This is a genomic window from Sideroxydans sp. CL21 (assembly GCF_902459525.1).
Classification (GTDB): Bacteria; Pseudomonadota; Gammaproteobacteria; order Burkholderiales; family Gallionellaceae; genus Sideroxyarcus.
In genome coordinates this window covers 3706706-3731360 of the sequence record NZ_LR699166.1, presented here as the reverse complement: position 1 = coordinate 3731360, position 24655 = coordinate 3706706, and the positions used below count along the sequence as shown (strand labels likewise).

23 protein-coding genes and 1 pseudogene are annotated in these 24655 nt (G+C 53.5%); 19 read left to right on the top strand and 5 right to left on the bottom strand.

The window, feature by feature from the left end; translation table 11 throughout:
• Positions 1-2: 2 nt before the first annotated feature.
• The 10 genes and pseudogenes from rsmB to fba all read left to right on the top strand — a co-directional run bounded on the left by rsmB (position 3) and on the right by fba (position 11806).
• On the top strand, positions 3-1274 hold the full coding sequence (gene rsmB / locus QOY30_RS17835) for a 16S rRNA (cytosine(967)-C(5))-methyltransferase RsmB (RefSeq protein WP_283745961.1): 1272 nt from the start codon (positions 3-5) through the stop codon (positions 1272-1274).
• Between the two features lie 37 nt (positions 1275-1311).
• Entirely contained in the window at positions 1312-1875 is a 564-nt protein-coding gene (locus QOY30_RS17830; RefSeq protein WP_283745960.1) for a DUF4390 domain-containing protein, read from the top strand.
• Entirely contained in the window at positions 1872-4016 is a 2145-nt protein-coding gene (locus QOY30_RS17825) for a sensor histidine kinase (RefSeq protein ID WP_283745959.1), read from the top strand. Before QOY30_RS17830 ends, QOY30_RS17825 begins: the two co-directional genes overlap by 4 nt.
• A pseudogene (locus tag QOY30_RS18180) lies at positions 4016-4384 on the top strand (response regulator); the annotation flags it as partial. The gene QOY30_RS17825 and the pseudogene QOY30_RS18180, both read left to right, overlap by 1 nt.
• A gap of 69 nt (positions 4385-4453) precedes the next feature.
• Positions 4454-4654: a helix-turn-helix domain-containing protein gene (locus QOY30_RS18175; RefSeq protein WP_502958718.1), complete on the top strand. Its 201-nt coding sequence runs from the start codon at positions 4454-4456 to the stop codon at positions 4652-4654.
• Positions 4655-4808: 154 nt separating this feature from the next.
• Complete coding sequence (gene tkt / locus QOY30_RS17815) at positions 4809-6827, top strand: transketolase (RefSeq protein WP_283745957.1); 2019 nt, start codon at positions 4809-4811, stop codon at positions 6825-6827.
• 155 nt (positions 6828-6982) lie between these two features.
• Positions 6983-7984, top strand: coding sequence for a type I glyceraldehyde-3-phosphate dehydrogenase (gene gap, locus QOY30_RS17810; RefSeq protein WP_283745956.1), 1002 nt, complete (start codon positions 6983-6985; stop codon positions 7982-7984).
• A gap of 67 nt (positions 7985-8051) precedes the next feature.
• Positions 8052-9233, top strand: coding sequence for a phosphoglycerate kinase (locus QOY30_RS17805; RefSeq protein WP_283745955.1), 1182 nt, complete (start codon positions 8052-8054; stop codon positions 9231-9233).
• Between the two features lie 15 nt (positions 9234-9248).
• The gene (pyk, locus tag QOY30_RS17800; protein WP_283745954.1) at positions 9249-10688 is read left to right on the top strand and encodes a pyruvate kinase; all 1440 of its coding nucleotides are present in this window, start codon (positions 9249-9251) and stop codon (positions 10686-10688) included.
• A gap of 53 nt (positions 10689-10741) precedes the next feature.
• Positions 10742-11806 (top strand): class II fructose-bisphosphate aldolase, encoded by a 1065-nt coding sequence (fba, locus tag QOY30_RS17795; protein WP_283745953.1) that lies wholly within the window; start codon positions 10742-10744, stop codon positions 11804-11806.
• A gap of 81 nt (positions 11807-11887) precedes the next feature.
• Here fba and QOY30_RS17790 read toward each other — a convergent pair whose 3' ends face one another.
• Both QOY30_RS17790 and QOY30_RS17785 read right to left on the bottom strand, forming a co-directional pair.
• A complete protein-coding gene (locus QOY30_RS17790; RefSeq protein ID WP_283745952.1) occupies positions 11888-12583 on the bottom strand; it encodes a DUF599 domain-containing protein in 696 nt (231 codons plus the stop codon).
• 167 nt (positions 12584-12750) lie between these two features.
• Complete coding sequence (locus QOY30_RS17785; RefSeq protein ID WP_283745951.1) at positions 12751-13674, bottom strand: LysR family transcriptional regulator; 924 nt, start codon at positions 13672-13674, stop codon at positions 12751-12753.
• A 119-nt stretch (positions 13675-13793) separates the two neighbouring features.
• Between QOY30_RS17785 and QOY30_RS17780 the strand changes: the two genes are divergently transcribed.
• From QOY30_RS17780 to QOY30_RS17750, 7 genes are all read left to right on the top strand, one after another.
• The gene (locus QOY30_RS17780; protein ID WP_283745950.1) at positions 13794-15173 is read left to right on the top strand and encodes a ribulose-bisphosphate carboxylase; all 1380 of its coding nucleotides are present in this window, start codon (positions 13794-13796) and stop codon (positions 15171-15173) included.
• Positions 15174-15281: 108 nt separating this feature from the next.
• A complete protein-coding gene (locus QOY30_RS17775; protein ID WP_283745949.1) occupies positions 15282-16085 on the top strand; it encodes a CbbQ/NirQ/NorQ/GpvN family protein in 804 nt (267 codons plus the stop codon).
• 4 nt (positions 16086-16089) lie between these two features.
• Entirely contained in the window at positions 16090-18354 is a 2265-nt protein-coding gene (locus tag QOY30_RS17770; RefSeq protein WP_283745948.1) for a nitric oxide reductase activation protein NorD, read from the top strand.
• A gap of 67 nt (positions 18355-18421) precedes the next feature.
• The gene (locus tag QOY30_RS17765; RefSeq protein ID WP_283745947.1) at positions 18422-19423 is read left to right on the top strand and encodes a class 1 fructose-bisphosphatase; all 1002 of its coding nucleotides are present in this window, start codon (positions 18422-18424) and stop codon (positions 19421-19423) included.
• Positions 19424-19426: 3 nt separating this feature from the next.
• On the top strand, positions 19427-19921 hold the full coding sequence (gene purE / locus QOY30_RS17760) for a 5-(carboxyamino)imidazole ribonucleotide mutase (protein ID WP_283745946.1): 495 nt from the start codon (positions 19427-19429) through the stop codon (positions 19919-19921).
• A 1-nt stretch (position 19922) separates the two neighbouring features.
• Positions 19923-20807 (top strand): phosphoribosylaminoimidazolesuccinocarboxamide synthase, encoded by an 885-nt coding sequence (locus tag QOY30_RS17755; protein WP_283745945.1) that lies wholly within the window; start codon positions 19923-19925, stop codon positions 20805-20807.
• Positions 20804-21439, top strand: a complete 636-nt coding sequence (locus QOY30_RS17750; protein WP_283745944.1) for a carbonic anhydrase — start codon at positions 20804-20806, stop codon at positions 21437-21439. Before QOY30_RS17755 ends, QOY30_RS17750 begins: the two co-directional genes overlap by 4 nt.
• A gap of 5 nt (positions 21440-21444) precedes the next feature.
• Here QOY30_RS17750 and QOY30_RS17745 read toward each other — a convergent pair whose 3' ends face one another.
• Together QOY30_RS17745 and pyrE are read right to left on the bottom strand one after the other, a co-directional pair.
• Complete coding sequence (locus tag QOY30_RS17745; RefSeq protein ID WP_283745943.1) at positions 21445-22071, bottom strand: DUF4124 domain-containing protein; 627 nt, start codon at positions 22069-22071, stop codon at positions 21445-21447.
• The gene (gene pyrE, locus QOY30_RS17740) at positions 22058-22711 is read right to left on the bottom strand and encodes an orotate phosphoribosyltransferase (RefSeq protein ID WP_283745942.1); all 654 of its coding nucleotides are present in this window, start codon (positions 22709-22711) and stop codon (positions 22058-22060) included. The genes QOY30_RS17745 and pyrE overlap by 14 nt, the downstream gene beginning before the upstream one ends.
• A gap of 68 nt (positions 22712-22779) precedes the next feature.
• On the opposite strand from pyrE, the gene QOY30_RS17735 reads away from it, so the two are divergent.
• Entirely contained in the window at positions 22780-23556 is a 777-nt protein-coding gene (locus QOY30_RS17735) for an exodeoxyribonuclease III (protein WP_283745941.1), read from the top strand.
• Here the strand turns inward: QOY30_RS17735 and QOY30_RS17730 are convergent.
• A complete protein-coding gene (locus QOY30_RS17730) occupies positions 23553-23822 on the bottom strand; it encodes a hypothetical protein (RefSeq protein ID WP_283745940.1) in 270 nt (89 codons plus the stop codon). The two genes, QOY30_RS17735 and QOY30_RS17730, sit on opposite strands and share 4 nt — an antisense overlap.
• A gap of 48 nt (positions 23823-23870) precedes the next feature.
• On the opposite strand from QOY30_RS17730, the gene QOY30_RS17725 reads away from it, so the two are divergent.
• Positions 23871-24497 (top strand): DUF2238 domain-containing protein, encoded by a 627-nt coding sequence (locus QOY30_RS17725; RefSeq protein ID WP_283745939.1) that lies wholly within the window; start codon positions 23871-23873, stop codon positions 24495-24497.
• The last annotated feature ends 158 nt before the right edge of the window (positions 24498-24655 follow it).

Here is a 24655-nt window from a genome sequence, read left to right as displayed (position 1 = left end):
TCATGCAGCTTATCCAACTGGAAGCAGGAAAAATAGTGAGCAAAGTCGTGCATGGCGGGCGCAATCTCACCCAGGTCTTGACCGAAACGCTGCGCAAACAATTCGATACCACACAGGAAAGAGGTGCGCTGCAAGACCTGTGCTATGGCACTCTGCGTTATTACTCTCGCCTGGATTTCATGCTGGACAGTCTGCTGGAACGACCCATCCCCGATACGGCGTTACGCAATCTGCTGCTCGTGGCAATCTATCAGTTGCAATACACCAAGGCAGGCGCGCATGTGATCGTCGATCAGGCAGTAAAAGCAGCAAAGAGCAGCAATCCTGCAGCCAGCGGTTTGGTCAATGCAGTACTGCGCAACTTTTTGCGCAGGCAGTCGGCGCTGCTGGAAGCTGCCGATCTGAAAGAAGAAAGCCGCTACGCTTACCAGGAATGGTGGGTCGATGTTGTCAAAGCGCAGTACGGAACAAGAGCTGACGAAATTCTGGAAGAGGGAAACCGGCATCCGCCGATGACTCTGCGAGTAAATGCACGACAAGCAAGCTTGACTGAATACCAGACAATGTTGGCGGCGCAAGACATCGTAGCGACGGTTGTCCAACCCGGCGCGCTGAAACTGGAACGACCGGTGCCGGTAGAGCGCCTGCCAAAATTCAACGAGGGCTGGATATCGGTGCAAGATGCCGGTGCGCAATATGCGGCAAAATTGCTGGATGTAAAAGATGGCATGCACGTACTCGATGCCTGTTCAGCGCCGGGTGGCAAGACTACGCACTTGCTGGAGTTGGCAAAAATTGATCTGTTGGCAGTAGACAAAGAAGAGCCGCGTTTGCAGCGAGTACGAGAAAATCTTCAACGGTTGCACATGGAAGCGCGAATAGCCTGCGGCGATGCGGCCAGGCCCAAAGATTGGTGGGATGGCAGGTTATTCCAGCGTATTCTGGCAGACGTGCCCTGCTCCGCGTCAGGAGTAGTGCGTCGCCACCCGGACATCAAGTGGTTGCGTAGAGCGGATGACATTGAAAGCTTTGCGGTACAGCAGAAACAGATACTGGATTCATTGTGGCCGCTGCTGGAAAGAGATGGTAAATTGCTGTATGCGACCTGCACGATTTTTGCGCGCGAAAACCAGCGGGTAGTTGCAGCATTTTTATCCCAGCACAACGATGCGGTACGATTAGAACTGTCTGTACCGGGTATGTCTGACGGCCAGTTGCTTCCAAACGAAGACCACGACGGGTTCTTTTATGCGCTGCTGCACAAACAAGCTTAATTGGCTTTATCGGTCGATCTGGGTGATCGGCCTAAGCTTGTGCACCTCTTTAGCGGTCGCGGAAGGCATCAGCATCAGCAAGGCAGAGGCGCGGCTAACAGACGAAGGCTACCGGCTATCTGTTGATTTCGACATACAACTGTCCCCAATGATTGAAATGGCACTGAAGCACGGTGTGACGCTGTATTTTGTCAGCGAACTGACCATCAATCGATCACGCTGGTATTGGCTGGATACCGATGTTGCAAGAGACGAGCAGGTTGCCAAACTCTCATTCAACGCACTTACGCAGCAATACCGGATCACGCACGGTTCCTTGTTTCAGAGCTTCAATGACTTGAAAGATGCTCTGCAGGTTCTTGGCCATCAAACTTCACCTCCTGTTCCAATTGAGTTCCTGGACAAGAAAGGCGGGGGATATTTTTCAAGGCTGCTGAAAAAGGGGAGCGAATGCTGTTCTGCCATCGTGCAGATGAAATTGGATGTGACGCAATTACCCAAGCCTCTACAGGTGAATGCGCTGACCAACGAAGACTGGAAGCTGGAGTCGGAGCCTTACCGTTGGCAAATCAAGCCGGTTGAAACCGAGGTTGAACCATGAAGTACCTGGTTATCATCAGCGGCATCATCGGTACTGCGCTCTTGTATCTGCTGTCCAGCGCCAGCGCAAATACCGATCTTTTCTCGCACAACTACTACGTGTTGTTGATGATGTCCGGCCTCCTCGCGCTAGGCTTGGCTGGCCTGGTTGCTTCGCAAGTGTGGCAGTTGCGCAACAAGCTCAAACAGCAGGTATATGGTGCAAAATTGACGTTGCGGTTGGTCATGATTTTTTCAGTGATCGCGATCTTGCCCGGATTTCTTGTTTACGTTGTCTCGGTACAGTTTCTCAGTAAAAGTATCGAATCATGGTTCGATGTGCGGGTGGAAAAAGCACTGGAAGGAGGCCTGAATCTCGGGCGAAGCTCACTGGAGAACGGGCTGGCGGAGTTGGGCAAGAAAGGTCATCTGGTCGCCATGATTCTGGGTGAGCAAGAAGAGCGGCGCCACAAAGGGACATTGGCAAGGCTGATCAATGAGGGAGGGGCACAAGAAGCGGCAGTGTTCGGAAGCAAAGGACAATTGCTGGCGTACGCAAGCAGCAGTAACAGCAGCAGTAAAGACGCGGTAATGCCATCAGCCGAATTACTGCAACAAGCCTGGGAAAAGGACGGCTACAGCACGGTGGAGGTTCTACCTGATGACCAGCTGGCCCTGCGCGTGTTGATTCCGATGAAATCTGCATTGTGGAAAGGAGAGCGCAGAACACTGCAATTCATGCAGCCGGTCCCTAAGCAGATCGCCGAAAATGCAGAGACCGTACAGGCGGTATACCGGGACTATCAGGAGTTGTCGCTGTCGCGACTTGGACTAAAACGGTTGTATGGCGTTACGCTGACATTGTCATTGTTGATCGTACTGTTGAGCGTGAGTTCCGCGGCATTCTATTTGAGCGAACAGCTCAGTGCGCCACTTGCGGCTTTGGCGGCGGGAACGCTGGCTGTGGCCAAGGGCGACTTCACCGGCAATTATCCGGTGCAGAGCCGCGACGAATTGGGAGCACTGACCGGATTGTTCAACCAGATGACCACCTATCTAGCCGATGCAAAACGGATGGGAGAACAGCAACAACAGCAAGTGGAGAATGCCAAGGTTTATCTGGAAAGCGTATTGGCCCACCTGTCGTCAGGCGTATTGGTAGTAGATGAACAGCATCGGCTGCGTTCAGCCAACCCGAGTGCGAACCAGATTCTGGGAGTGTCGTTACAGGAGATCGAAGGCAAAACCCTTTCGGAAATTGCAGCCGAACACATGCTGTTGCGATCCTTCATCGGCGCAGTGATGCAGGGTTTCGATGCGTCGTCGCAGCATGAGTGGAGGCAACAAATTGAACGCATGAGCAAAAACGGCGACCAGATTTTGTTATTGCGCGGTACGCGGCTTTCCACGATGGAAGAAGACAGCAGCTACGTGGTGGTGTTCGACGACATAACGCATTTGTTGCAAGCCGAGCGCCAGGCAGCGTGGGGCGAGGTTGCCCGCCGATTGGCACATGAGATCAAAAACCCCCTTACCCCGATACAGCTCTCGGCAGAACGTCTTCAGCACAAACTGCACAGCAAGCTGGACGACCATGATGCCCAGTTGCTGCAACGCGCAACCCAAACCATAGTCAGCCAGGTTTCTGCGATGAAAAACATGGTCACCGAGTTTGCAGACTATGCGCGTGCGCCTGCCGCACGCCTGGTTGAATTGGACATGCATCAGTTGCTGCTCGAAGTGATGGGCCTGTATGAAGCCAACAGCAGCCCGATCGCATTGAAGCTTGACGCACAAAATACGGTGCTGAATGGCGACGCGACGCGGTTGCGCCAGGTGATCCATAACCTGTTGCAGAACGCACACGATGCCTTGCAGCAAGTTGAATATCCCCAGATCGTGCTTTCTACCGAAAATACTGCCGATGGCGCATTGAAACTAGTGGTGAAAGACAACGGCAGTGGCATCCCCGAGCATATGCTGGGAAGATTGTTCGAACCTTATATGACGACTAAACAGAGAGGGACGGGGCTAGGCTTGGCTATCGTGAAGAAGATTGTTGAGGAACACGGTGGAAAAATAACAATAGAAAGCCAACCGTCGGGGGGGACTTGTGTGAGTGTGGTATTGCCTTTGGTTGTGGCGGAAACGGAGATAGTGTAATGGCGACAAAAGATATTCTGGTAGTGGACGACGAGATGGGAATCCGCGAGTTGCTCTCCGAAATATTGTTCGACGAGGGTTATCGCATCCATCTGGCCGAAAATGCCACTCAAGCAAGGAGCTTTCGCGAACAACATGTTCCCGATCTGGTGCTGCTGGACATCTGGATGCCGGATACCGATGGCCTGACTTTACTCAAGGAATGGGTCGCACGCGATCAGTTGACCATGCCTGTGATCATGATGTCGGGACACGGAACGATAGAGACGGCGATGGAAGCGATGCGTATCGGTGCGTCCGATTTTCTGGAAAAACCCATTGCATTGCAGAAATTATTGGCCTCAGTGGAAAAGGCAATCCATCATGGCGTGCCTGTCATCGGGACACATAAGCAAGAACGTGCGCCAGAAGCAGCCGATAGTGACGGCCGCACGCAAATGTCTTTGCCTTTAGATCTGCCGCTACGGGAAGCGCGCGAGCATTTTGATAGCCTTTACTTCAATTATCAGATGCAAAAAGAGAACGGGAACATCTCACGCATTGCAGAAAAGGCCGGCATAGAACGTACGCATCTTTACCGAAAACTCAAACAATTGGGGATAAAACCCATTAAAAGAGGCTCAGGCGACCTTCAGTAAGATGCAGTTATCAGACCTTGAGGCCTACCGTTGTTGCTCTAGGGCGGGGGCTTAAGGCATAATCGGCGCCTTTCGTTGAAATTAATAATCAATATAAATTTATTTATTATCTTAACTTGGCTTAGGCTTAGAGAAGTTTTTAGGAGGCAGGAAAATGACTGCGGCACGTAATGTAACCCCCCCGAAATTTAATGACATCACTGGCGCGATCCGTATGCTGGCCGTGGATGCAGTTCAAAAAGCCAACTCCGGTCACCCCGGCGCCCCGATGGGCATGGCGGAAATCGCCGACGTGCTGTGGAACCATCACCTGCGCCACAACCCGACAAATCCCAAGTGGCCAGACCGTGACCGCTTCATGATGTCCAACGGCCACGGATCAATGCTGGTCTATGCGCTGTTGCACCTGTCCGGCTATGACCTGCCGATGGACGAACTGAAACGCTTCCGTCAAATGCATTCCAAGACGCCGGGTCACCCCGAGTACGGTTATACCGCAGGGGTGGAAACTACGGGCGGTCCGTTGGGCCAGGGCATTACCAACGCCGTGGGCATGGCGATGGCGGAAAAGTTGCTGGCTAACGAATTCAACAAACCAGGTCACGAGATCGTTAACCATCACACTTATGTATTTATGGGTGACGGTTGCATGATGGAAGGTATTTCGCATGAAGCCTGTGCACTGGCCGGCACCTGGGGTTTGGGCAAGCTGATCGCGTTCTGGGACGATAACGATATTTCTATCGACGGTCACGTAAGCGGTTGGTTCACAGACAATACTCCCAAGCGCTTTGAAGCGTATGGCTGGCATGTTATCGCCGACGTACAAGGACACGATAGTGAGGCAATCAATGCCGCTATCAACGCCGCCAAGGCTGTCACAGACAAACCTACCCTGATCTGTTGCAAGACCATCATCGGCGTCGGATCTCCCAACAAGGCTGGTACGCACGATGTACACGGCGCGGCGCTGGGCGACGCGGAAGTGGCTGCTACACGCGAGCATATCGGCTGGAAATATCCCCCGTTCGAGATTCCCGCCCATGTATATGAGGCTTGGGATGCCCGTACCAAAGGCGAGGGCCTGGAAAAACTGTGGAACAACAAGTTCGCCGAGTACAAGAAGGCTTTCCCGAAAGAGGCCGCAGAATTCTTGCGTCGGACCAAAGGTGACCTTCCGGCAAACTGGCTGGAACATGCTGCCAAGGCCATCGCACAAGCCAACGAAAAGGCCGAGACCATTGCCACACGCAAAGCTTCGCAAAACGCGATCAATGCATTGGTTCCTGCATTGCCGGAATTCCTGGGAGGGTCAGCCGACTTGACCGGCTCCAACCTCACAAACTGGACTGGTGCACATCACGTGTCCGGCAAGACGCCGGGTAATTACATCAGCTACGGCGTACGTGAATTCGGCATGTCGCACATCATGAACGGCATGGCCTTGCATGGCGGCTTGCTGCCTTTCGGCGGCACCTTCCTGATGTTCTCGGAATATGCCCGCAATGCCTTGCGCATGTCGGCTTTGATGAAACAGCGCGTGATCTATGTGTTTACACACGACTCCATCGGACTTGGCGAAGATGGACCCACGCACCAGCCGGTTGAACAAACAACCACCCTGCGCTTCATTCCGAACATGGACACATGGCGTCCGTGCGACACCGTTGAATCCATGGTGTCGTGGGTGTGTGCCGTGGAGCGCCGGACCGGTCCGACTTCACTGATATTCAGCCGTCAGAATCTGGCTTTCCAGAAGCGCGACGCGAAGCAGATCGAGAACATCCGCAAGGGTGCTTATGTATTGTCTGAAGCCGAAGGCGGCAAGCCACAGGCAGTGATCATCGCGACCGGTTCTGAAGTTGATCTGGCGATGAAAGCACAGGTTGTGTTGGCCGCCGAAGGCGTCAAGGTACGCGTGGTGTCCATGCCATCCACCAGCGTGTTTGACCGCCAGGATCAGGCCTACAAAGACAGCGTGTTGCCAAAGGGCATCAAGCGTATAGCTGTAGAAGCAGGGGTTACCGGTCTTTGGTACAAGTACGTTGGGCTTGATGGTGCAGTGATCGGCATGGATTGCTTCGGTGAATCCGCTCCGGCACCCGAGCTGTTCAAGCACTTTGGCTTTACAGTTGACAACGTGGTCGCGACAACGAAAAAAGTTATAGGCTAACCTGAAGACGCAGGCTCATTGAGGCAGAAGTGCATATTTGTAATGTGGATATGCATGTAGAGAACGTTTGGGACGTTGTCTCGGCAGATGCCAGAATGGGGTTAAAGAACGTCAAGGGTAAATTATTGATTTTTTTAAATAAACGGGAGAAATAAATGGCTATCAAAGTTGGCATCAATGGATTCGGTCGTATCGGCCGCATGGTTTTCCGCGCTGCGACCAAAGATTTTCCAGAGATCGAGGTCGTTGCCATCAACGACTTGCTGGAGCCGGATTATCTGGCCTACATGCTGAAATACGACTCTGTGCATGGCCGCTTTCAGGGCGATGTGTCCGTCAGCGGTAATAATCTGGTTGTTAACGGCAAGACCATCCGTCTGACTGCTGAAAAGGATCCGGCAAATCTGAAATGGAAAGAAGCCGGCGTCGATATCGTGATCGAATGTACCGGTTTCTTCCTGACCAAGGAAACCTGCCAGAAGCATATCGACGCAGGCGCCAAAAAGGTCGTGCAATCTGCGCCTTGCAAGGATGACACGCCGATGTTTGTCTACGGCGTGAACCACACTACTTACAAAGGCGAGAACATCGTTTCCGCCGCATCATGCACCACGAATGCATTGGCTCCGGTTGCCAAGGTTCTGAATGACACATTCGGCATCAAGCGCGGCCTGATGACCACTGTACACGCAGCAACGGCAACCCAAAAAACGGTTGACGGCCCGTCCAACAAAGACTGGCGAGGCGGTCGCGGAATTCTGGAAAACATCATCCCCTCCTCCACCGGTGCAGCCAAGGCCGTAGGTGTCGTGATTCCAGAACTGAACAAGAAGCTGACCGGAATGGCATTCCGTGTACCCACATCTGACGTATCCGTGGTCGATCTGACGGTCGAATTGAACAAGGCAGCGACCTACGACGAAATCTGCAATGCGATGAAGGCAGCCTCCGAGAATGGTCCGCTAAAAGGCGTGCTGGGCTACACCACAGACAAGGTCGTTTCCACCGACTTCCGCGGCTGTACCAATCCATCCATATTCGATGCCGAAGCCGGCATTGCGCTGGATCCGACTTTCGTCAAGGTCGTGGCATGGTACGACAACGAATACGGTTACACCTGCAACCTGATGCGCTTGGTTCGTCACATCGCCAAGTAACCCATCCGACTAAGGGCTGGCTCCATGCCGGCCCTTTTCGCCTCAAGTCTGCAACAAAGGAAAAAACATGTCCGTTATCAAAATGACCGATCTGGCGCTTAAAGGCAAGCGCGTCCTGATCCGTTCCGATCTGAATGTTCCCGTCAAGGATGGCAAAGTGACTTCCGATGCACGCATCACTGCGTCGATGGCGACCATCAGCTTTGCCTTGCAAGCGGGTGCTCGCGTAATGGTGACTTCCCATCTGGGCCGACCCGAAGAAGGCGTTTTCTCGGAAGAGAATTCGCTCAAGCCAGTTGCCGATGTTATCGCGAACAAGCTGAACAAGCCTGTGCGCCTGATTCGCGACTGGGTGGATGGTGGCTTCAATGTCGCCGAGGGCGAACTGGTACTGCTGGAAAACTGCCGCTTCAACAAGGGCGAGAAAAAAAGTAACGAAGAACTTTCAAGAAAATACGCTGCCTTGTGCGATGTATTCGTGATGGATGCATTCGGTACTGCACACCGTGCAGAGGCATCGACTCACGGAGTGGCCAAGTTCGCTTCAGTTGCTGCAGCCGGCATCCTGTTGACCCAGGAACTGGAAGCCTTGACCAAAGCATTGCTCAGCCCGGCACGTCCGATGGTCGCCATTGTCGGCGGCTCCAAGGTGTCGACCAAGTTGACCGTGCTGGAATCGCTGTCCGAAAAATGCGAGCAGCTGGTTGTCGGCGGCGGTATCGCCAACACCTTCCTGAAGGCAGTTGGCAAGAACGTTGGCAAATCGCTGTGTGAGGACGACCTCGTTCCAACCGCACAGGCACTGATAGAAAAAATGAAACAACGCGGCGCTAACATTCCTATTGCGGTGGATGTGGTGGTGGGCAAGAAGTTCGATGCCAACGAACCCGCCGTGCTGAAGGATGCAAGCGACGTGGCCGACGACGACATGATCTTCGACATCGGTCCCAAGTCCGCACAAGAACTCGCAGACATTATCATGAAGGCAGGTACCGTGGTATGGAACGGTCCGGTCGGTGTGTTCGAGTTCGACCAGTTCGGTGAAGGCACCAAAACTATAGCCAAAGCCATCGCCGAAACCAAGGCATTCACCCTGGCAGGCGGCGGCGACACCATCGCGGCGATCCAGAAGTACGACATCTACGACAAGGTGTCCTACATTTCAACCGCAGGCGGTGCGTTCCTGGAATTCCTCGAAGGCAAAACTTTGCCCGCTGTAGAAATTCTGGAGCAACGTGCCAGGCAATAACTAACTAGGACTCACATGCTGCGCAGAACAAAAATAGTAGCAACACTGGGGCCCGCGTCCAGCGACCAAAAAGTACTGGAACAAATGATCCGCGCGGGAGTGGATGTAGTACGGATGAACTTTTCTCACGGAACGGCCCAGGATCACATGGGTCGTGCCGAGAAGGTACGCGCTGCCGCCAAGGCGGCAGGCCGTACCATCGGTATCCTGGCGGATCTGCAGGGACCGAAGATCCGCGTGCGCAAATTCGTGAACGACAAAATCACCCTGAACAAGGGCGATGCATTCATCCTTGATGCTTCGCTGGATGGCTTGGGCAACCAGGAGCGCGTGGGTCTTGATTACAAGGAACTACCCAACGATGTGGACGTCGGGACTATATTGCTGCTCAACGACGGCATGCTGGAATTTCATGTCACCGGAGTAAAAGGTGCGGAAGTGCATTGCGTTGTGGTCCGCGGCGGCGTTCTGTCCAACAACAAGGGAATTAACCGCAAAGGCGGGGGATTGACGGCTCCCGCGCTGACCGATAAAGACAAGGAAGACATCAAGACGGCTGCACTGATCAAGGCGGATTTCCTGGCGGTTTCCTTCCCCCGCTCGGCTGACGACATGAAGCAGGCACGCGAACTGATGCACGCTGCGGGCGGCAAGAGCTTGCTCGTAGCCAAGATCGAACGCGCAGAAGCCATCCCGGTACTGGGTGGAATCATCGATGCGTCAGATGCCATCATGGTGGCACGCGGTGACTTGTCTGTGGAAGTCGGCGATGCAGCCGTTCCAGGGCTGCAAAAAAAGATGATCAAGATGGCTCGTGCCAGGAATAAACTGGTTATCACCGCGACCCAGATGATGGAGTCGATGATCACGGCACCTATTCCAACAAGAGCCGAAGTCTCCGACGTGGCGAACGCCGTGCTGGACGGGACAGATGCGGTGATGCTGTCGGCAGAAACAGCTGTCGGCGATTATCCGGTGGAAACCATCGAAGCCATGGATCGCATTTGCCGCAGTGCGGAAAAAGAAACCGAAGAAGGGTCTGCAGATCGACGTCTGGATCACAGCAAATTCACGCGGATAGACCAATCTATCGCCATGTCCGCTCTGTATGCCGCATCCCATTTCAAGGTTAAGGCCATTGTTGCACTGACGCAATCCGGCTCGACTGCGTTGTGGATGTCGCGTATAAATGGCAGTACACCGATCTACGCGATGACACCAGTTGAAGCAACCCTGAACAAAGTGACCTTGTTTAGCGGCGTGCATCCCATCGCATTCAAGATCGAATCCAAGGATTATTCCGTTTCGTTACGTCAGGCGGAAGACGAATTGGTGCGCCTGGGAATGGTGGAAGATGGCGACCTGATGGTGATGACTGTCGGTGAAGCGATCGGAAAAGCCGGTCACACCAATACCATGAAGATCGTGCGCGTGGGCGACCACAGCAAAAGCTGAACAAACTAAAGAACAACAACCGTTATTGAAATTACTTAATTTAGGAGAGAAAAATGGCACTAGTATCCTTGCGTCAACTACTCGATCACGCGGCAGAGAACGGCTACGGCTTGCCCGCTTTCAACGTCAATAATCTGGAGCAAGTCAAGGCGATCATGGAAGCGGCTGACGAATGCAACAGCCCCGTAATCATGCAAGGTTCCGCCGGTGCGCGTAAGTATGCCGGTGAGCCTTTCCTGCGCCACTTGATCGAAGCGGCAGTGGAAATGTATCCGCATATCCCCGTCGTCATGCACCAGGACCACGGCGCATCGCCGGCAGTCTGTATCAACGCCATCAAGTCCGGCTTCTCCAGCGTGATGATGGACGGTTCGCTCATGACCGACGGCAAGACGCCCGCAACGTTCGACTACAACGTCAACGTCAGCCGTAGCGTCGTGGAAATGTCGCACGCTGTCGGCGTTTCTGTCGAAGGCGAACTGGGCTGTCTGGGTTCTCTGGAATCCGGCCACGGCGAAAAAGAAGACGGCCACGGTGCCGAAGGCAAGCTGACTCACGACCAGCTGTTGACCGACCCGAACGAAGCTGCAGAATTCGTGAAGCTGACCCAAGTGGATGCACTGGCGATCGCCATTGGCACTTCGCATGGCGCCTACAAATTCACCAAGCCGCCCACAGGCGATACGCTGGCGATCAGCCGCATCAAGGAAATTCACGCGCGTATCCCCAACACCCACCTCGTGATGCACGGTTCTTCTTCGGTGCCGCAGGAATGGCTGGAAGTCATCAACCAGTTTGGTGGCGCGATGCCGCAAACCTACGGCGTGCCGGTTGCCGAAATCGTCGAGGGCATCAAGCACGGCGTGCGTAAAGTGAACATTGATACCGATTTGCGCATGGCTTCCACCGGCGCAACACGTCGCTATCTGGCGCAGAATCCAAAGGACTTTGACCCGCGCAAATTCCTGGCAGAAACTACCAAGGCCATGAAGGCAATTTGCAAGGCACGTTACGAAGCCTTTGGATCTGCCGGCCAAGCCGCCAAGATTAAACCGATCTCGCTGGATGCAATGGCCGCTCGTTACGCCAAGGGCGAATTGAATGCGATCATCAAGTAATTGTTGTTGCAGAATGCAATAAAAAAAGCGACCTGAAGGTCGCTTTTTTTACGTAATAAATGAATCGGGGACTTGCAAAAATCAGTCGATATCACTGAAATTCATAGTCATGATGTCAGGCGCCCGGTCTATACGGTATAAAACGATCAGCATGACTATGGTCGCTGCAAGCATGAAATGCGGGCCAAAGAGCCAGAACACCAACGGTATTAAATAATAATAGGAACGCATACCCAAACTGTAGAAATAACCTGCGCGATTAAGATGGGTAGCAACATGTGCCGGGGTGAGCATTTTATGATTTAGCCTGAGTGGAACATTGATCATGAATCCCACATGGTTGTAGATACGGATAGACATTGAGAAACTGAAAAAAGCGACAAACAAATCCAGCAATAGCAGCAGCAGTTTCACCATCCATAACATCGGATGGATAGCACCTATCATATTGAGGGCATGCCAATGAGCCTCAAGTTTCTCGCCTTGTTCGCTAAGAGTCAGTACGCCGATAATCAATAGCACCGAAGTTGAGGCAAGAAAAGTAGCCGCCATGGTGGAATTTCGCAGCGTTTGCACAGCCAGCACGCCGTTTTTCTCATCCTGCATGATGGTTTCCACCCAGGCAGTGCGTGCAATCATGTTTACAGACTGTACGGTATAGGCGGGGTTAATTTTGATTTTATGGCGAAGAAAGAGATGATAAGCAGAAACAAGCGATGCGCTTATCAGAAAGCTTAAAACATCATTCGTTATTGGAGTAAAAAGTGTAATGTCCATGTGCGCACAAACTAATAGGCAGAGTATTAACGAATCGTTTGATATGAAATTTATACATCAAATGACCAATGGGAAAGGTTGACATAATAATCGTTTACAGGATTACGTATGTAACCTTAAAGGGTAATGATCAGGAGAGGCTGCGTCTTGGCTCTCAACATAAGAAATTATTCCACTGAACCAGCGTTCTGTTTAACCAGACCTTGAGATTCCTCCAGCAGAAAAAGTTCAAACTCCTGTGCCGCAGTTGATGGCCGCTTGTCTTTGCGGTGCACGATATACCAGTGGCGCACAATGGGGAAATGGTCAACGTCCAATACAACCAGGCGATTGGTTTCCAATTCCAACTCGATGCCGTGCCGGGAAATGATACCTATGCCCATGCCGGCTTGTACCGATTGCTTGATGGCTTCATTGGTGTCCATTTCCATGTGCGCGGGCAGGGCCAGATTGTGGCTGGCGAAGAATCGCTCCACGACACCGCGAGTTCCGGAGCCTTGCTCCCGTAACAGAAAAGTTTCGTTTGCCAGTTGTTTGGGCTGAATCCTTTTGGCTTGAGCGAGCAGATGCGCAGGTGCAGCGATGACCACCAGCGGATTTTGCATGAAGGCGTCTGCGCGCATGTCCGTTCCTTGCGGCGGCTGACCCATAATGGCGAGATCGGCGTTATTTTCGGTGAGCTGCCTGATCACTGCGTCGCGATTGGCGACGGACAAGCTGACTTGTATTTTGGGATGCGCCTGAATAAACTTTGCTAACAGTTGCGGCATGAAGTAGTTGGCAGTGCTGACAACCGAAATGCTCAATTGCCCGCGCTCCAAGCCTTTCATTTCATCGAACACCGATTCCATCTCCAGCATCAGTTGCAACATGGAGCGAGCATAGTGCAGAAATTCGGTACCGGCAGCAGTGAGGTGCAATTTTTTGCCAACCTGCTCGAACAAAGCCAATCCGACAGCACTCTCTGTTTGTTTGATCTGCATCGATACGGCGGGCTGCGACAGGTACAGCTCCTCCGCAGCACGCGAATGGCTCAAATTGCGGGCGACGCTCTCAAAAACCTGTAATTGGCGCAGAGTGATAGGCAACATAAAACGATTTATATCATAAGTAATGCTTATGGTTGACATAAAAACAATTGACTATTGATTATGATATGCGAGCGTATAGTTCGCTCCGTAGTTAATTCCAAACAAAGAGGAGAACAAAGATGGATCAATCGAATCGTTACTCGGATCTGAGCCTGAAAGAAGAAGATCTGATCAAGAATGGCAAGCACATCCTGGTGGCATATCACATGCGTCCTGCAGATGGCCATGGCTATTTGGAAGCAGCAGCCCACTTTGCAGCCGAATCTTCTACCGGTACCAACGTGGAAGTTTCGACTACGGACGAATTTACCAAAGGTGTCGACGCACTGGTTTACTTCATTGATGAAGTAAAAGGTGTGATGAAGATCGCGTACCCATCAGTATTGTTCGATCGCAACATCACCGACGGCCGCGCCATGATCGTGTCCTTCCTGACCTGCGCAATCGGCAACAACCAGGGCATGGGCGACATCAAGCATGCGCAAATGCAGGATTTCTACGTTCCGCCCGAAATGCTGATGCAGTTCGACGGTCCCTCTATCGACATCTCCGATATGTGGCGCATTCTCGGCCGCCCGATCAAGGACGGTGGCTATATATCCGGCACCATCATCAAGCCCAAGCTGGGTCTGCGTCCTGAGCCGTTTGCCAAAGCGGCATATCAATTCTGGCTGGGTGGCGACTTCATCAAGAACGATGAACCACAAGGCAACCAGGTATTCTGCCCGATGAAGAAAGTAATTCCATTGGTTTACGACGCGATGAAGCGTGCAATGGACGAAACAGGCGACGCGAAATTGTTCTCGGCAAACATTACCGCCGACGACCACTACGAGATGTGCGCGCGCGCCGACTACATTCTGGAAACTTTCGGACCGGATGCAAACAAGGTAGCTTTCTTGGTAGACGGTTTCGTGGGCGGTCCCGGCATGATCACAACAGCCCGCCGTCAGTATCCGCGTCAGTATTTGCACTACCACCGTGCCGGTCACGGCATGATCACCTCGCCATCGGCAGTTCGCGGTTACACCGCGTTCGTGCTGGCCAAGATCTCACGCCTGCAAGGTGCTTCCGGTATCCACGTAGGAACGATGGGATTCGGCAAGATGGAAGGTGGCGCCGATGACCGTAATATCGCTTACATGATCGAGCGCGACTCGGCAGATGGTCCTTACTACCATCAGGAATGGCTGGGAATGAAGCCGACGACACCGATCATTTCCGGCGGCATGAACGCTCTGCGTTTGCCGGGTTTCTTCGAGAACCTCGGTCACGGCAACGTGATCAATACGGCAGGCGGCGGTTCCTACGGGCATATCGATTCTCCGGCAGCAGGTGCGATCTCTCTGCGCCAGGCTTACAACTGCTGGAAAGAAGGTGCTGACCCGATCGCTTACGCCAAAGAGCACAAAGAGTTTGCACGTGCATTCGAATCATTCCCGAAAGATGCGGACAAACTGTATCCGGGCTGGCGCGAAAAGCTGGGCGTGCACAAGTAAATTCAGAAGTTTTGAATCTTTACGCGCCCCCACAAGCTGGGGGCGTTTTTTTCCGGGATTCAAGACCGTTCTGCATATGCGGTCACATTGTGGAAATTGGAGCAATTCATGACGAACATAGAACAATACAAAGTTCACGAAGAGCCGTTCTATCAGGAACAAGGCAATGAAGTAAAGCTGTACCAGGCAGCCTACGCTGCGCGCCTGCCTGTGATGGTGAAAGGTCCCACGGGTTGCGGAAAATCGAGATTCATCGAATACATGGCTTGGAAGCTGAACAAGCCGCTGATCACCGTTGCGTGCAACGAAGACATGACCGCCAGCGATCTGGTTGGGCGCTATCTGCTGGATGCAAACGGGACGCGCTGGCTGGATGGCCCGCTCACCACCGCCGCCCGCATCGGTGCGATTTGCTACCTTGATGAAATCGTCGAGGCGCGCCAGGACACCACAGTGGTGATCCACCCGCTGACCGATCACCGCCGCACCCTTCCATTGGACAAGAAAGGCGAGATGCTGCAGGCTCACCCTGATTTTCAGCTGGTGATTTCCTATAACCCCGGTTACCAAAGCTTGATGAAGGATCTGAAGCAATCCACCAAGCAACGATTCACGGCATTTGATTTCGACTATCCGGCAGCAACTGTTGAAGCCGGGATTTTGAGCAAGGAAGCGAAGATCGATATCGTGCTGGCAGCCCAACTGGTAAAGATCGGACAGGCAGCACGCAATCTCAAGGGACATGGATTGGACGAGGGAATCTCCACGAGATTGCTGGTTTACGCAGCAACCCTGATGAAAGGTGGCGTCGAACCCAGGGATGCCTGTCGCATGGCCCTGGTGCGTCCTATCACCGACGATGCAGACATACGCGATACTCTGGATCACGCGATCGACGCAACTTTCGCCTAGTAAGATGACACTACAGACCGTCAACATGCCGGAAGAATTGCAGCCCTACTGGAAGCAGCTTGATTGCGGCTTTCCACGTGTGGCTGAGGTGTTCCCGGATTGCATGCGCGAGGCGCAGGCTTTGTTGTCGGATGAAGGATTGACCGCGTACATCGAACACGCGCGATTCCTTGGAAAAATGGGCCGTGGCGCAGAGCCTATCCTGATCTTTCTGGAAGAGTGGCCGGAAGTCGCCAAAGTGGCTGGCGAGGAAGTGCTATCAGACATCATGGGATTCGTCCGCAAGATGTCGAAATCGCCAAACAGCAAGGCAATCGCCCCATTTCTGCAGTCGCTCCCCGCGACCGCGCGCAGGCTGCACACTCATGAGCAACTAAGAAACTACATTGCCATCGCGCAAGATCTGATGGAATCGACTACCGGCTCCGTGCATGGCATACACCAGACCTTTCCCAGTCCGGGATTGCCGGAGATGTTCAAGCAGATATCGCATTTGCTTGGGCAAATGTCGCTGGCAGGCCTGAAAAACTGGGTGGAATACGGCGTGCGGTATTACGAAGACCACCCGGAACGCCAGACCGAATACTTCAGCCTGCAGTCGGCAGACAGCAAGGCAGTGTTGATGCGCGAACGAAACGGTACGTTGCTGGTGAACAACGAACGCAAACTGGGCATGTATCTTCGCGGGCTATGGCAGGACGAAGATATGCTCATACCCTATTCCAGCGCATACGACGAACTGAGAAAGCCCATTCCCTATTACGACAAATTGGGTATACGCCTTCCCGATGTGTACGAAGATGAGCATGGCATAAGCGGACTGAATCGCTACCGTGCCGCGCTGGCACATATCGTCGCACACCGGCGTTGGACAAAAGCCATCATTGCGGACAATCTGAGCCCATTCCAGCGTATGGCTGCCGAGTTTCTGGAAGACAGCCGCGTGGAATTCCTGGCGATGAAAGAATATCCGGGACTGCGCCGCATCTTCCTGGCATTGCATCCCGTTCCAGAAGAAGATGCATGCGATGCGGAAAAAGAATCAGGGTTGCGTCATCGTCTGGCGATGCTGTCACGAGCCATACTTGATTCGCACCACCCTTATATAAACCCGTATGTGATCGAGTATGCGCAACGCTTCCATGGATTGATGGAGAGCGGGAAATCCAGCACACAGGAAATGGCCGATCTGGGCGTTGCCTTCATTACTAAGACACGTTTGCAAAGCGACAACCTGCCCAAGACCCACTTCAAAAATACCTTGGTGGACTATCGGGACGATAACCGCCAAATGTGGAAGTTCATCGAAGAGGGTGATGAGGAGGAGGCGTTCGATGAACCGCGCAAGATTGAACCGGGTGAAGAATTAAAGGGTTTGCCTCCCAGGCATTACCACGAATGGGATTACAAGAACCAGAGTTACCGCCCCGATTGGGTAAGCGTATATGAAGGATTGCATCCCCAAGGGAATGCAGCGGACATCGATCGTTTGCTGGAAAAACACGCGGGACTGGCCAAGCGCCTGAAGAAGATGCTAGAGCTGCTCAAGCCGCAAGACAAGGTGCGTATCCGCTATCAGGAAGAAGGTAGTGAACTGGATCTGGATGTGGCGATTCGTTCGCTCATCGACTACAAGAGCGGTGCCCAGCCCGATCCCCGCATCAACATGAGCCATCGCAACGACGGGCGCAGCATTGCCGTCATGGTGTTGCTCGATCTGTCCGAATCGCTCAACGAGAAAGCGGCAGGCAGCGAACAGACCATTCTGCAATTGAGCCAGGAAGCAGTTTCCCTGCTGGGGTGGGCGGTGGAAAAACTGGGAGACCCGTTTGCGATTGCGGGCTTTCATTCCAACACGCGACATGACGTGCGCTACCTGCACATCAAAGGATATAGTGAGCATTGGGACGATCAAGTTAAAGGCCGCCTGGCAGCGATGGAAGCGAAATACTCCACCCGCATGGGAGCAGCGATGCGCCATGCCGCGCATTATCTGGAAAAGCAGCAAGCCGACAAGAAGCTGATGCTGATCCTTACCGACGGGCAACCATCGGATATTGATACCAAAGACGGGGAACTTCTGATCGCGGATGCACGTCAGGCGGTACAGGAGCTGGACAGGCAGGGCATCTACAGCTACTGCATCAATCTCGATCCCAAGGCGGACGAGTATGTGGCAGACATATTCGGCAGGCAGTACACCATCATCGACAAGGTGGAGCAATTGCCGCAGAAGCTGCCCGAGTTATTCATTTCACTGACCAAATAGCCGTAGAGAGCAAATCGTAAAACCTGTAAAATTCATCAACTAAAATTCAAATCAGAGGAGAGCAGTAATGAGCAAGAGTTTGATCCAGTTCATCATCGAAGAACAGCGTCACATCCCCAATGCCAGCGGCGATTTCACAGGCTTGCTGAGCGATGTTATTTCAGCTTGCAAACAGATTGCCCATGACGTGAACAAGGGTGCATTGATCGGGGTACTTGGCAGCGCGGGCAGCGAAAACGTACAAGGCGAGACCCAGAAGAAACTGGACATCATCACCAACGAAGTGTTCATCAAGGCCAATGAATGGAGCGGCCACCTGGCTGCGATGGCTTCGGAAGAGATGGATGACATCTACCCGATCCCTGCCAAATATCCCAAGGGCAAGTACCTGATCACGTTTGATCCGCTGGACGGCTCTTCCAACATCGATGTGAACATCTCTGTCGGCACCATCTTCTCCATCCTGCGTTGTCCCGAAGGCGTGACCAATCCGATCGCTGCCGATTTCATGCAGCCCGGCACCAAGCAAGTATGCGCGGGTTACGCGCTGTATGGCCCGAACACCATGATGGTGATCACCACCGGTCAGGGTGTGAACGGCTTCACGCTGGATCGCGATGTGGGCGATTTCTTCCTGACTCATCCGAACATGACGATTCCGGAAGATACCGCCGAGTTCGCCATCAACATGTCCAACCAGCGCTACTGGGAAAAGCCGGTACAACGCTATGTTGAAGAGTGCGTGAAAGGCAAGGACGGCGGCCGCGAGAAGAATTTCAACATGCGCTGGGTTGCGTCCATGGTGGCCGAAGTACACCGTATCCTGACGCGCGGAGGCATCTTCATGTATCCGTTCGACACCAAGGATCCAACCAAGCCCGGCAAACTGCGTTTGATGTATGAAGCCAATCCGATGTCGTTCATCGTTGAACAGGCAGGCGGTGCAAGTTCCACCGGTCGCGAGCGCATCATGGAATTGAAGCCCACCGGCTTGCATCAGCGCGTGCCGGTCATTCTTGGTTCGAAGAAAGAAGTCGAACGCCTTGTGGGTTACCACAAGGGAGCCTGATTGATGTCCAGGCCGCTCGTTTCGATCGTGATGGGTAGCAGCAACGACTGGGAGATCATGCAACAGTCCGCGCGTGCGTTGCAGGATTTCGGTGTGGATTTCGATGCGCGAGTCATCTCGGCGCACCGGTCGCCCGACCTGTTGTTCGATTACATCAGGGAAATGAGTGCGCAAGGCGTGCAATGCTTCATCGCCGGCGCCGGCGGTGCGGCCCATCTTGCCGGTGTGATCGCCGGAAAGACGACGTTGCCGGTTCTGGGTGTGCCGATCCCATCGAAATATCTGAAAGGCATGGATTCGCTGCTCTCGATTGTGCAGATGCCGAAAGGCATACCGGTAGCCACCTTCGCCATCGGCGAGGCGGGCGCTGCGAATGCAGGCCTGTTTGCCGTTTCCATGCTGGCATTGAACGACAATAAATTGGCGCAGAAACTGGCCGATTACCGCAAGAAACAAGCAGAACAAATCGCCGCAACCACATTACCGACCTTGAATTGATATGAGCGCACTGCACGAATCCAATCTACCCAGCCTGAAATTCCTGCATCGCGGCAAGGTGCGAGACCTGTATGAAGTCGACGCCGATCATCTGCTGATCGTTCAGACGGATCGCTTGTCCGCGTTCGATGTGATTCTTCCCACGCCGATTCCAGGCAAGGGCGAAGTACTGACGGCCGTATCCAATTTCTGGTTCAAGAAATTGGGCAATGTCATTCCCAATCATCTTTCCGGAATCGATCCCGAATCCGTTGTGAAAACCGATGCCGAGCGCGCGCAAGTTCGCGGCCGCGCCTTTGTCACCAAGAAACTCAAGCCGTTGCCGATAGAAGCGATCGTGCGCGGCTATCTGGTAGGCTCCGGCTGGAAAGATTACAAGAAGACCGGTGCTGTGTGCGGCATCCAACTGCCTGCGGGATTGCAGGAAGCACAAAAACTGCCGCAACCGCTATTCACGCCTTCAACGAAAGCGGCCATAGGCGAGCATGATGAGAACATTTCGTTTGAAGAAGCCAGGAAACTGCTGGGTGCAGAGTTGGCCGAACAAGTGAAGAACGCCACGCTGGCGCTTTATACACAGGCTGCTGATTACGCATTGACACGCGGGATCATCATCGCGGACACCAAATTCGAATTCGGCGTGGACAAAGCGGGCAAGCTCTATCTGATTGACGAGGCCTTGACACCGGATTCCTCACGTTTCTGGCCTGCAGACCAATACAAAGTCGGCAGCAATCCGCCCAGTTTCGACAAACAGTTTGTACGCGACTGGCTGGAATCTTCAGGTTGGAACAAGCAACCGCCGGCTCCCCAGGTGCCCGCAGATGTTCTGCAAAAGACCGCGGACAAATACCGCGAAGCGCAGCGCTTGCTGACGGGCACATGAACACGATTCCACGCAAACTGCTCGAGGGCTTTCAGCGTTTCCGCGAGCGGCATTTCAAAAGCGACGACAGCTTATACCAACAACTGGTGACGGAAGGGCAAACACCCAGGACTATGGTGGTGGCGTGTTGCGACTCGCGCGTGGATCCGGCACTGGTGCTGGATTGTGAACCGGGGGATCTGTTTGTCATCCGCAACGTTGCTAACCTCGTTCCCCCTATCGAAGGCCGTGCCGGACATCACGGGACGACCGCCGCCATCGAATATGGAGTGCGCAACCTATGTGTCGAACACATCATCGTGCTGGGCCATGCACATTGCGGCGGTATTGGGGCGCTGGTGAGGAGCGGCGGCGTGAGCAACCCCGGTTCGTTTATCGACGACTGGATGTGTCTGGTTGAGAGCGCACGCAGAAGCGTAATGGCAGAGATGCCGAATGCAAGCCTGAAAGAACAGACCAGAGCCTGCGAGCAGCGCGCGATACTGGTTTCGCTGGAAAACCTGATGACGTTTTCATGGGTACGCGAACGCGTCGAGGCAGGAAAACTCAGGCTACACGGGTGGTATTTCGATATAGAAAACGGGCAATTGCTGCGATACGATGAAGCTGTCCGTGACTACATTGCACTGTGACCAGATTACTTGGTACCGGTACTTCCCGGTGACTGTCCCTTCAGTTCGCGATAACGCTGCTTGTCAGCATCGTAACGCGCTTTGACTGAAATCATTTCCTTCTGACTGGCATCAAGGTTCTTTTGCAGGTCGGCAACCCGTGCTTCGGCGGCGGCGATGTCTTCGGTGAGGGATTGAGGAACTTTGTGTCCTGCCTTGGTACGGGAATCGCTTTCGCGATGCAGGTCGTCAAGGGAAGCCTGAGCGGACTTGAGCACAGTGCTATAACTATTTACGCGGGCTTCAACCTGCATCAAATTCCGGTCACGCGCGAGGTCAATTTCCTTTTCGCTGCTGTAACTGTTCAGTAATGCCTCGTCATGCCGACTTGCTGCCAACGCCGCCTTGTCAGCATCAGTTTCAACCTTTGGAATTTTAAGTTTTTCGGTGTCGAAATTCTCGTTGCGGTCAGTTATGCGCCCATTACTGAGCTGCTTGGCATCACGGTTGGCGTATTCAGGCGGGATGGTCTCACCGTAATGTGTCGTTCCGCTGTCGTCCACCCATTTGTACAGTTTGGCTTCGGCATTGAGGCAGAATGCAGTACATGTCACGACACCAGCCAGCAAAAACATAAACCTAGATTTGATCATTCTTCACTCCATAGCGGTCTCGATAAGCTTGCACCGCGTGCAGATTTTGCACCAACTCGGCTTGCCCTTGCAAATAACCAAGTAAATCATCCAGCGCAGAAATGGAAATGACAGGAAGCCCGAAGTCGCGCTTTACCTCTTGCACAGCCGAAAGTTCACCCTGACCGCGTTCCATCCGGTCAAGCGCGATGACAACCCCGCACGGCGCTGCGCCGCCAGCGCGGATAAGTTCTATGGATTCGCGGACTGAAGTGCCTGCAGAAATGACATCATCAATGATGAGCACTCTGCCCTGAAGCTTTGCACCTACCGTGCTGCCCCCCTCACCGTGGTCTTTTGCCTCTTTGCGGTTGAAACAATACGGTACGTTACGGCCCATTTCCGACAAAGCAATGGAAGTGCCCGCTACCAGCGGAATGCCCTTGTATGCCGGGCCGAACAGCATATCGAATTCGACATTCGAAGCAAGGATGGCCTGGGCATAGAACTGGCACAGTTCGCGCAATGCTGCACCATCCTGGAACAAACCGGAGTTGAAAAAATACGGCGACAAGCGCCCGGCTTTGGTCTGGAACTCGCCAAAGCGCAATACATTCTGGGCAACGGCGAAGCGGATGAAATCCTGGCGGTAAGCGTGCATGAGAAGCAAGTGTACGGATTAATGAATGCCACTATTATAATGCGCACGTCCATCTATCGAGAGAATTCATGCGCATCATCACCCTCAACCTGAACGGGATCCGTTCCGCCTGCAACAAGGGCATGCTGGAATGGTTCGCCAAACAGAACGCAGATATTCTGTGCGTACAGGAACTCAAGGCACAAGCCGCTGACATGACGCCGGATATGCTCGCCCCGCTTGGCTACCACGGCTATTTTCACTACGCGGAAAAGAAGGGCTACAGCGGCGTAGGAATCTACAGCAAGCGCAAACCGGATAACGTGATAATCGGCCTGGATATTCCCGAATTTGATGCCGAAGGACGGTACATTGAGGCACAGTTTGGCAACTTGAGCGTGGTGTCGTTGTACCTGCCTTCCGGCTCCAGCGGCGAAGAGCGTCAGGCCGTGAAATTCAAATTCATGGAAGCCTTCATGCCGCATTTAAAGGCGCTCTATGCCAGCGGACGCGACATCATCGTCTGCGGCGACTGGAACATCGCCCACACCGAAAAAGACCTGAGGAATTGGCGCGGCAACAAAAAGAATTCAGGCTTCCTGCCGGAAGAACGCGCATGGCTCACCGAACTGTTCAACGAAGTCGGCTTCGTCGATGTATTCCGTAAACTGCACCCCGAGCTCGAGGCCTATACCTGGTGGTCCAACCGCGGCCAGGCATGGGCCAAGGATGTGGGCTGGCGTATCGACTATCAGATTGCCACACCTAGCATCGCCGCGAAGGCCGTCACGACGGGCATCTACAAGGAGCAGCGATTCTCCGACCATGCGCCGCTGATGGTGGATTACGAGAAAAACTTGGCCTAGCGGCTGGGTGTATCCGATGGCGGAACAGCCGAAGCAACATCGCTTGTCACCTCAACCGAACTTGCCGGAACACGCTCGGGTACTGGTTCAGTCGCAATGGGTTTGGCCGCCTCTGGCGTTCGCTGCATCACTGCAGCACGCTTCTTTTCCAGCGCAGCGTTGCCCAGATTGGTCATAGCCTCGGTCAGTAAGTATTTAGCCAAGATGATCACGGCGATGGTTACCAACAAGATCAATGCCAGGCGTATTAGTCTGCGTTCGTTCATGCAGCCAGTTTAGCAACGCGGCAGCAAGGCGCGCAATCAGGGGGAAAAATGAAAACAGGGAACGAGCCATTGTGGCTAATGATCACCGGCAGCATTCTGCTTGCCCTCACCGCCATCCATCCGCACGACTACACCACCTGGTGGATGGAGACCGCACCGATTTTCATCGCAGTTCCCGTCTTCGTTGCCACCTATAAAAGTTACACCTTAACGCCACTGGTCTATCGCCTGTTGTTCGTGCATGCGATCATTCTTATGGTCGGCGGGCATTACACCTATGCCGAAGTTCCATTGGGATACTGGATGGAGAACTGGTTCGGATTTGTGCGCAACGACTACGACAAGATCGGCCATTTCGCACAGGGATTCGTGCCTGCCCTTCTGTTCCGCGAATTGCTGCTGCGAAGCTCGCCGCTGCAACGCGGCAAACTGCTGTTCACGCTGGTAACGGCGTGTTGCCTGGCAGTCAGCGCGAGCTATGAACTCATCGAATGGGTGGCAGCGATCACCATGGGGCAAGGAGCAGACGCATTTCTCGGCACGCAGGGCGATCCGTGGGATACGCAGACGGATATGTTGATGGCGCTGATCGGGGCGGTTTGTGCGCAGGTGGTGTTGGCGAAAGTGCAGGATCGGCAACTGCGCACCGTTCGTGCTGAGCTTGTCGAAGCATGAACGATATTCAAACCCAACACCGTCGGTGGTTGCCCGACAGCAAGTCACTTTTCTCGTCTTGCCGAGAAAAGTAACCAAAAGAGGGCGCCCCCGGTGCGCCGCCTACTTCGTGGGTACCCTGCGTTGCTCGACTGGTCAGGCGGCTGCGGAACTCGCGC

Excerpts from the sequence above, each read along its gene's own strand:
- rsmB (WP_283745961.1), top strand. The coding sequence starts at position 3 with ATGCAGCTTATCCAACTGGAAGCAGGAAAAATAGTGAGCAAAGTCGTG.
- QOY30_RS17825 (WP_283745959.1), top strand. The coding sequence starts at position 1,872 with ATGAAGTACCTGGTTATCATCAGCGGCATCATCGGTACTGCGCTCTTG.
- QOY30_RS18175 (WP_502958718.1), top strand. The coding sequence starts at position 4,454 with ATGTCTTTGCCTTTAGATCTGCCGCTACGGGAAGCGCGCGAGCATTTT.
- tkt (WP_283745957.1), top strand. The coding sequence starts at position 4,809 with ATGACTGCGGCACGTAATGTAACCCCCCCGAAATTTAATGACATCACT.
- gap (WP_283745956.1), top strand. The coding sequence starts at position 6,983 with ATGGCTATCAAAGTTGGCATCAATGGATTCGGTCGTATCGGCCGCATG.
- QOY30_RS17805 (WP_283745955.1), top strand. The coding sequence starts at position 8,052 with ATGTCCGTTATCAAAATGACCGATCTGGCGCTTAAAGGCAAGCGCGTC.
- pyk (WP_283745954.1), top strand. The coding sequence starts at position 9,249 with ATGCTGCGCAGAACAAAAATAGTAGCAACACTGGGGCCCGCGTCCAGC.
- fba (WP_283745953.1), top strand. The coding sequence starts at position 10,742 with ATGGCACTAGTATCCTTGCGTCAACTACTCGATCACGCGGCAGAGAAC.
- QOY30_RS17790 (WP_283745952.1), bottom strand. The coding sequence starts at position 12,583 with ATGGACATTACACTTTTTACTCCAATAACGAATGATGTTTTAAGCTTT.
- QOY30_RS17785 (WP_283745951.1), bottom strand. The coding sequence starts at position 13,674 with ATGTTGCCTATCACTCTGCGCCAATTACAGGTTTTTGAGAGCGTCGCC.
- QOY30_RS17780 (WP_283745950.1), top strand. The coding sequence starts at position 13,794 with ATGGATCAATCGAATCGTTACTCGGATCTGAGCCTGAAAGAAGAAGAT.
- QOY30_RS17775 (WP_283745949.1), top strand. The coding sequence starts at position 15,282 with ATGACGAACATAGAACAATACAAAGTTCACGAAGAGCCGTTCTATCAG.
- QOY30_RS17770 (WP_283745948.1), top strand. The coding sequence starts at position 16,090 with ATGACACTACAGACCGTCAACATGCCGGAAGAATTGCAGCCCTACTGG.
- QOY30_RS17765 (WP_283745947.1), top strand. The coding sequence starts at position 18,422 with ATGAGCAAGAGTTTGATCCAGTTCATCATCGAAGAACAGCGTCACATC.
- purE (WP_283745946.1), top strand. The coding sequence starts at position 19,427 with ATGTCCAGGCCGCTCGTTTCGATCGTGATGGGTAGCAGCAACGACTGG.
- QOY30_RS17755 (WP_283745945.1), top strand. The coding sequence starts at position 19,923 with ATGAGCGCACTGCACGAATCCAATCTACCCAGCCTGAAATTCCTGCAT.
- QOY30_RS17750 (WP_283745944.1), top strand. The coding sequence starts at position 20,804 with ATGAACACGATTCCACGCAAACTGCTCGAGGGCTTTCAGCGTTTCCGC.
- QOY30_RS17745 (WP_283745943.1), bottom strand. The coding sequence starts at position 22,071 with ATGATCAAATCTAGGTTTATGTTTTTGCTGGCTGGTGTCGTGACATGT.
- pyrE (WP_283745942.1), bottom strand. The coding sequence starts at position 22,711 with ATGCACGCTTACCGCCAGGATTTCATCCGCTTCGCCGTTGCCCAGAAT.
- QOY30_RS17735 (WP_283745941.1), top strand. The coding sequence starts at position 22,780 with ATGCGCATCATCACCCTCAACCTGAACGGGATCCGTTCCGCCTGCAAC.
- QOY30_RS17730 (WP_283745940.1), bottom strand. The coding sequence starts at position 23,822 with ATGAACGAACGCAGACTAATACGCCTGGCATTGATCTTGTTGGTAACC.
- QOY30_RS17725 (WP_283745939.1), top strand. The coding sequence starts at position 23,871 with ATGAAAACAGGGAACGAGCCATTGTGGCTAATGATCACCGGCAGCATT.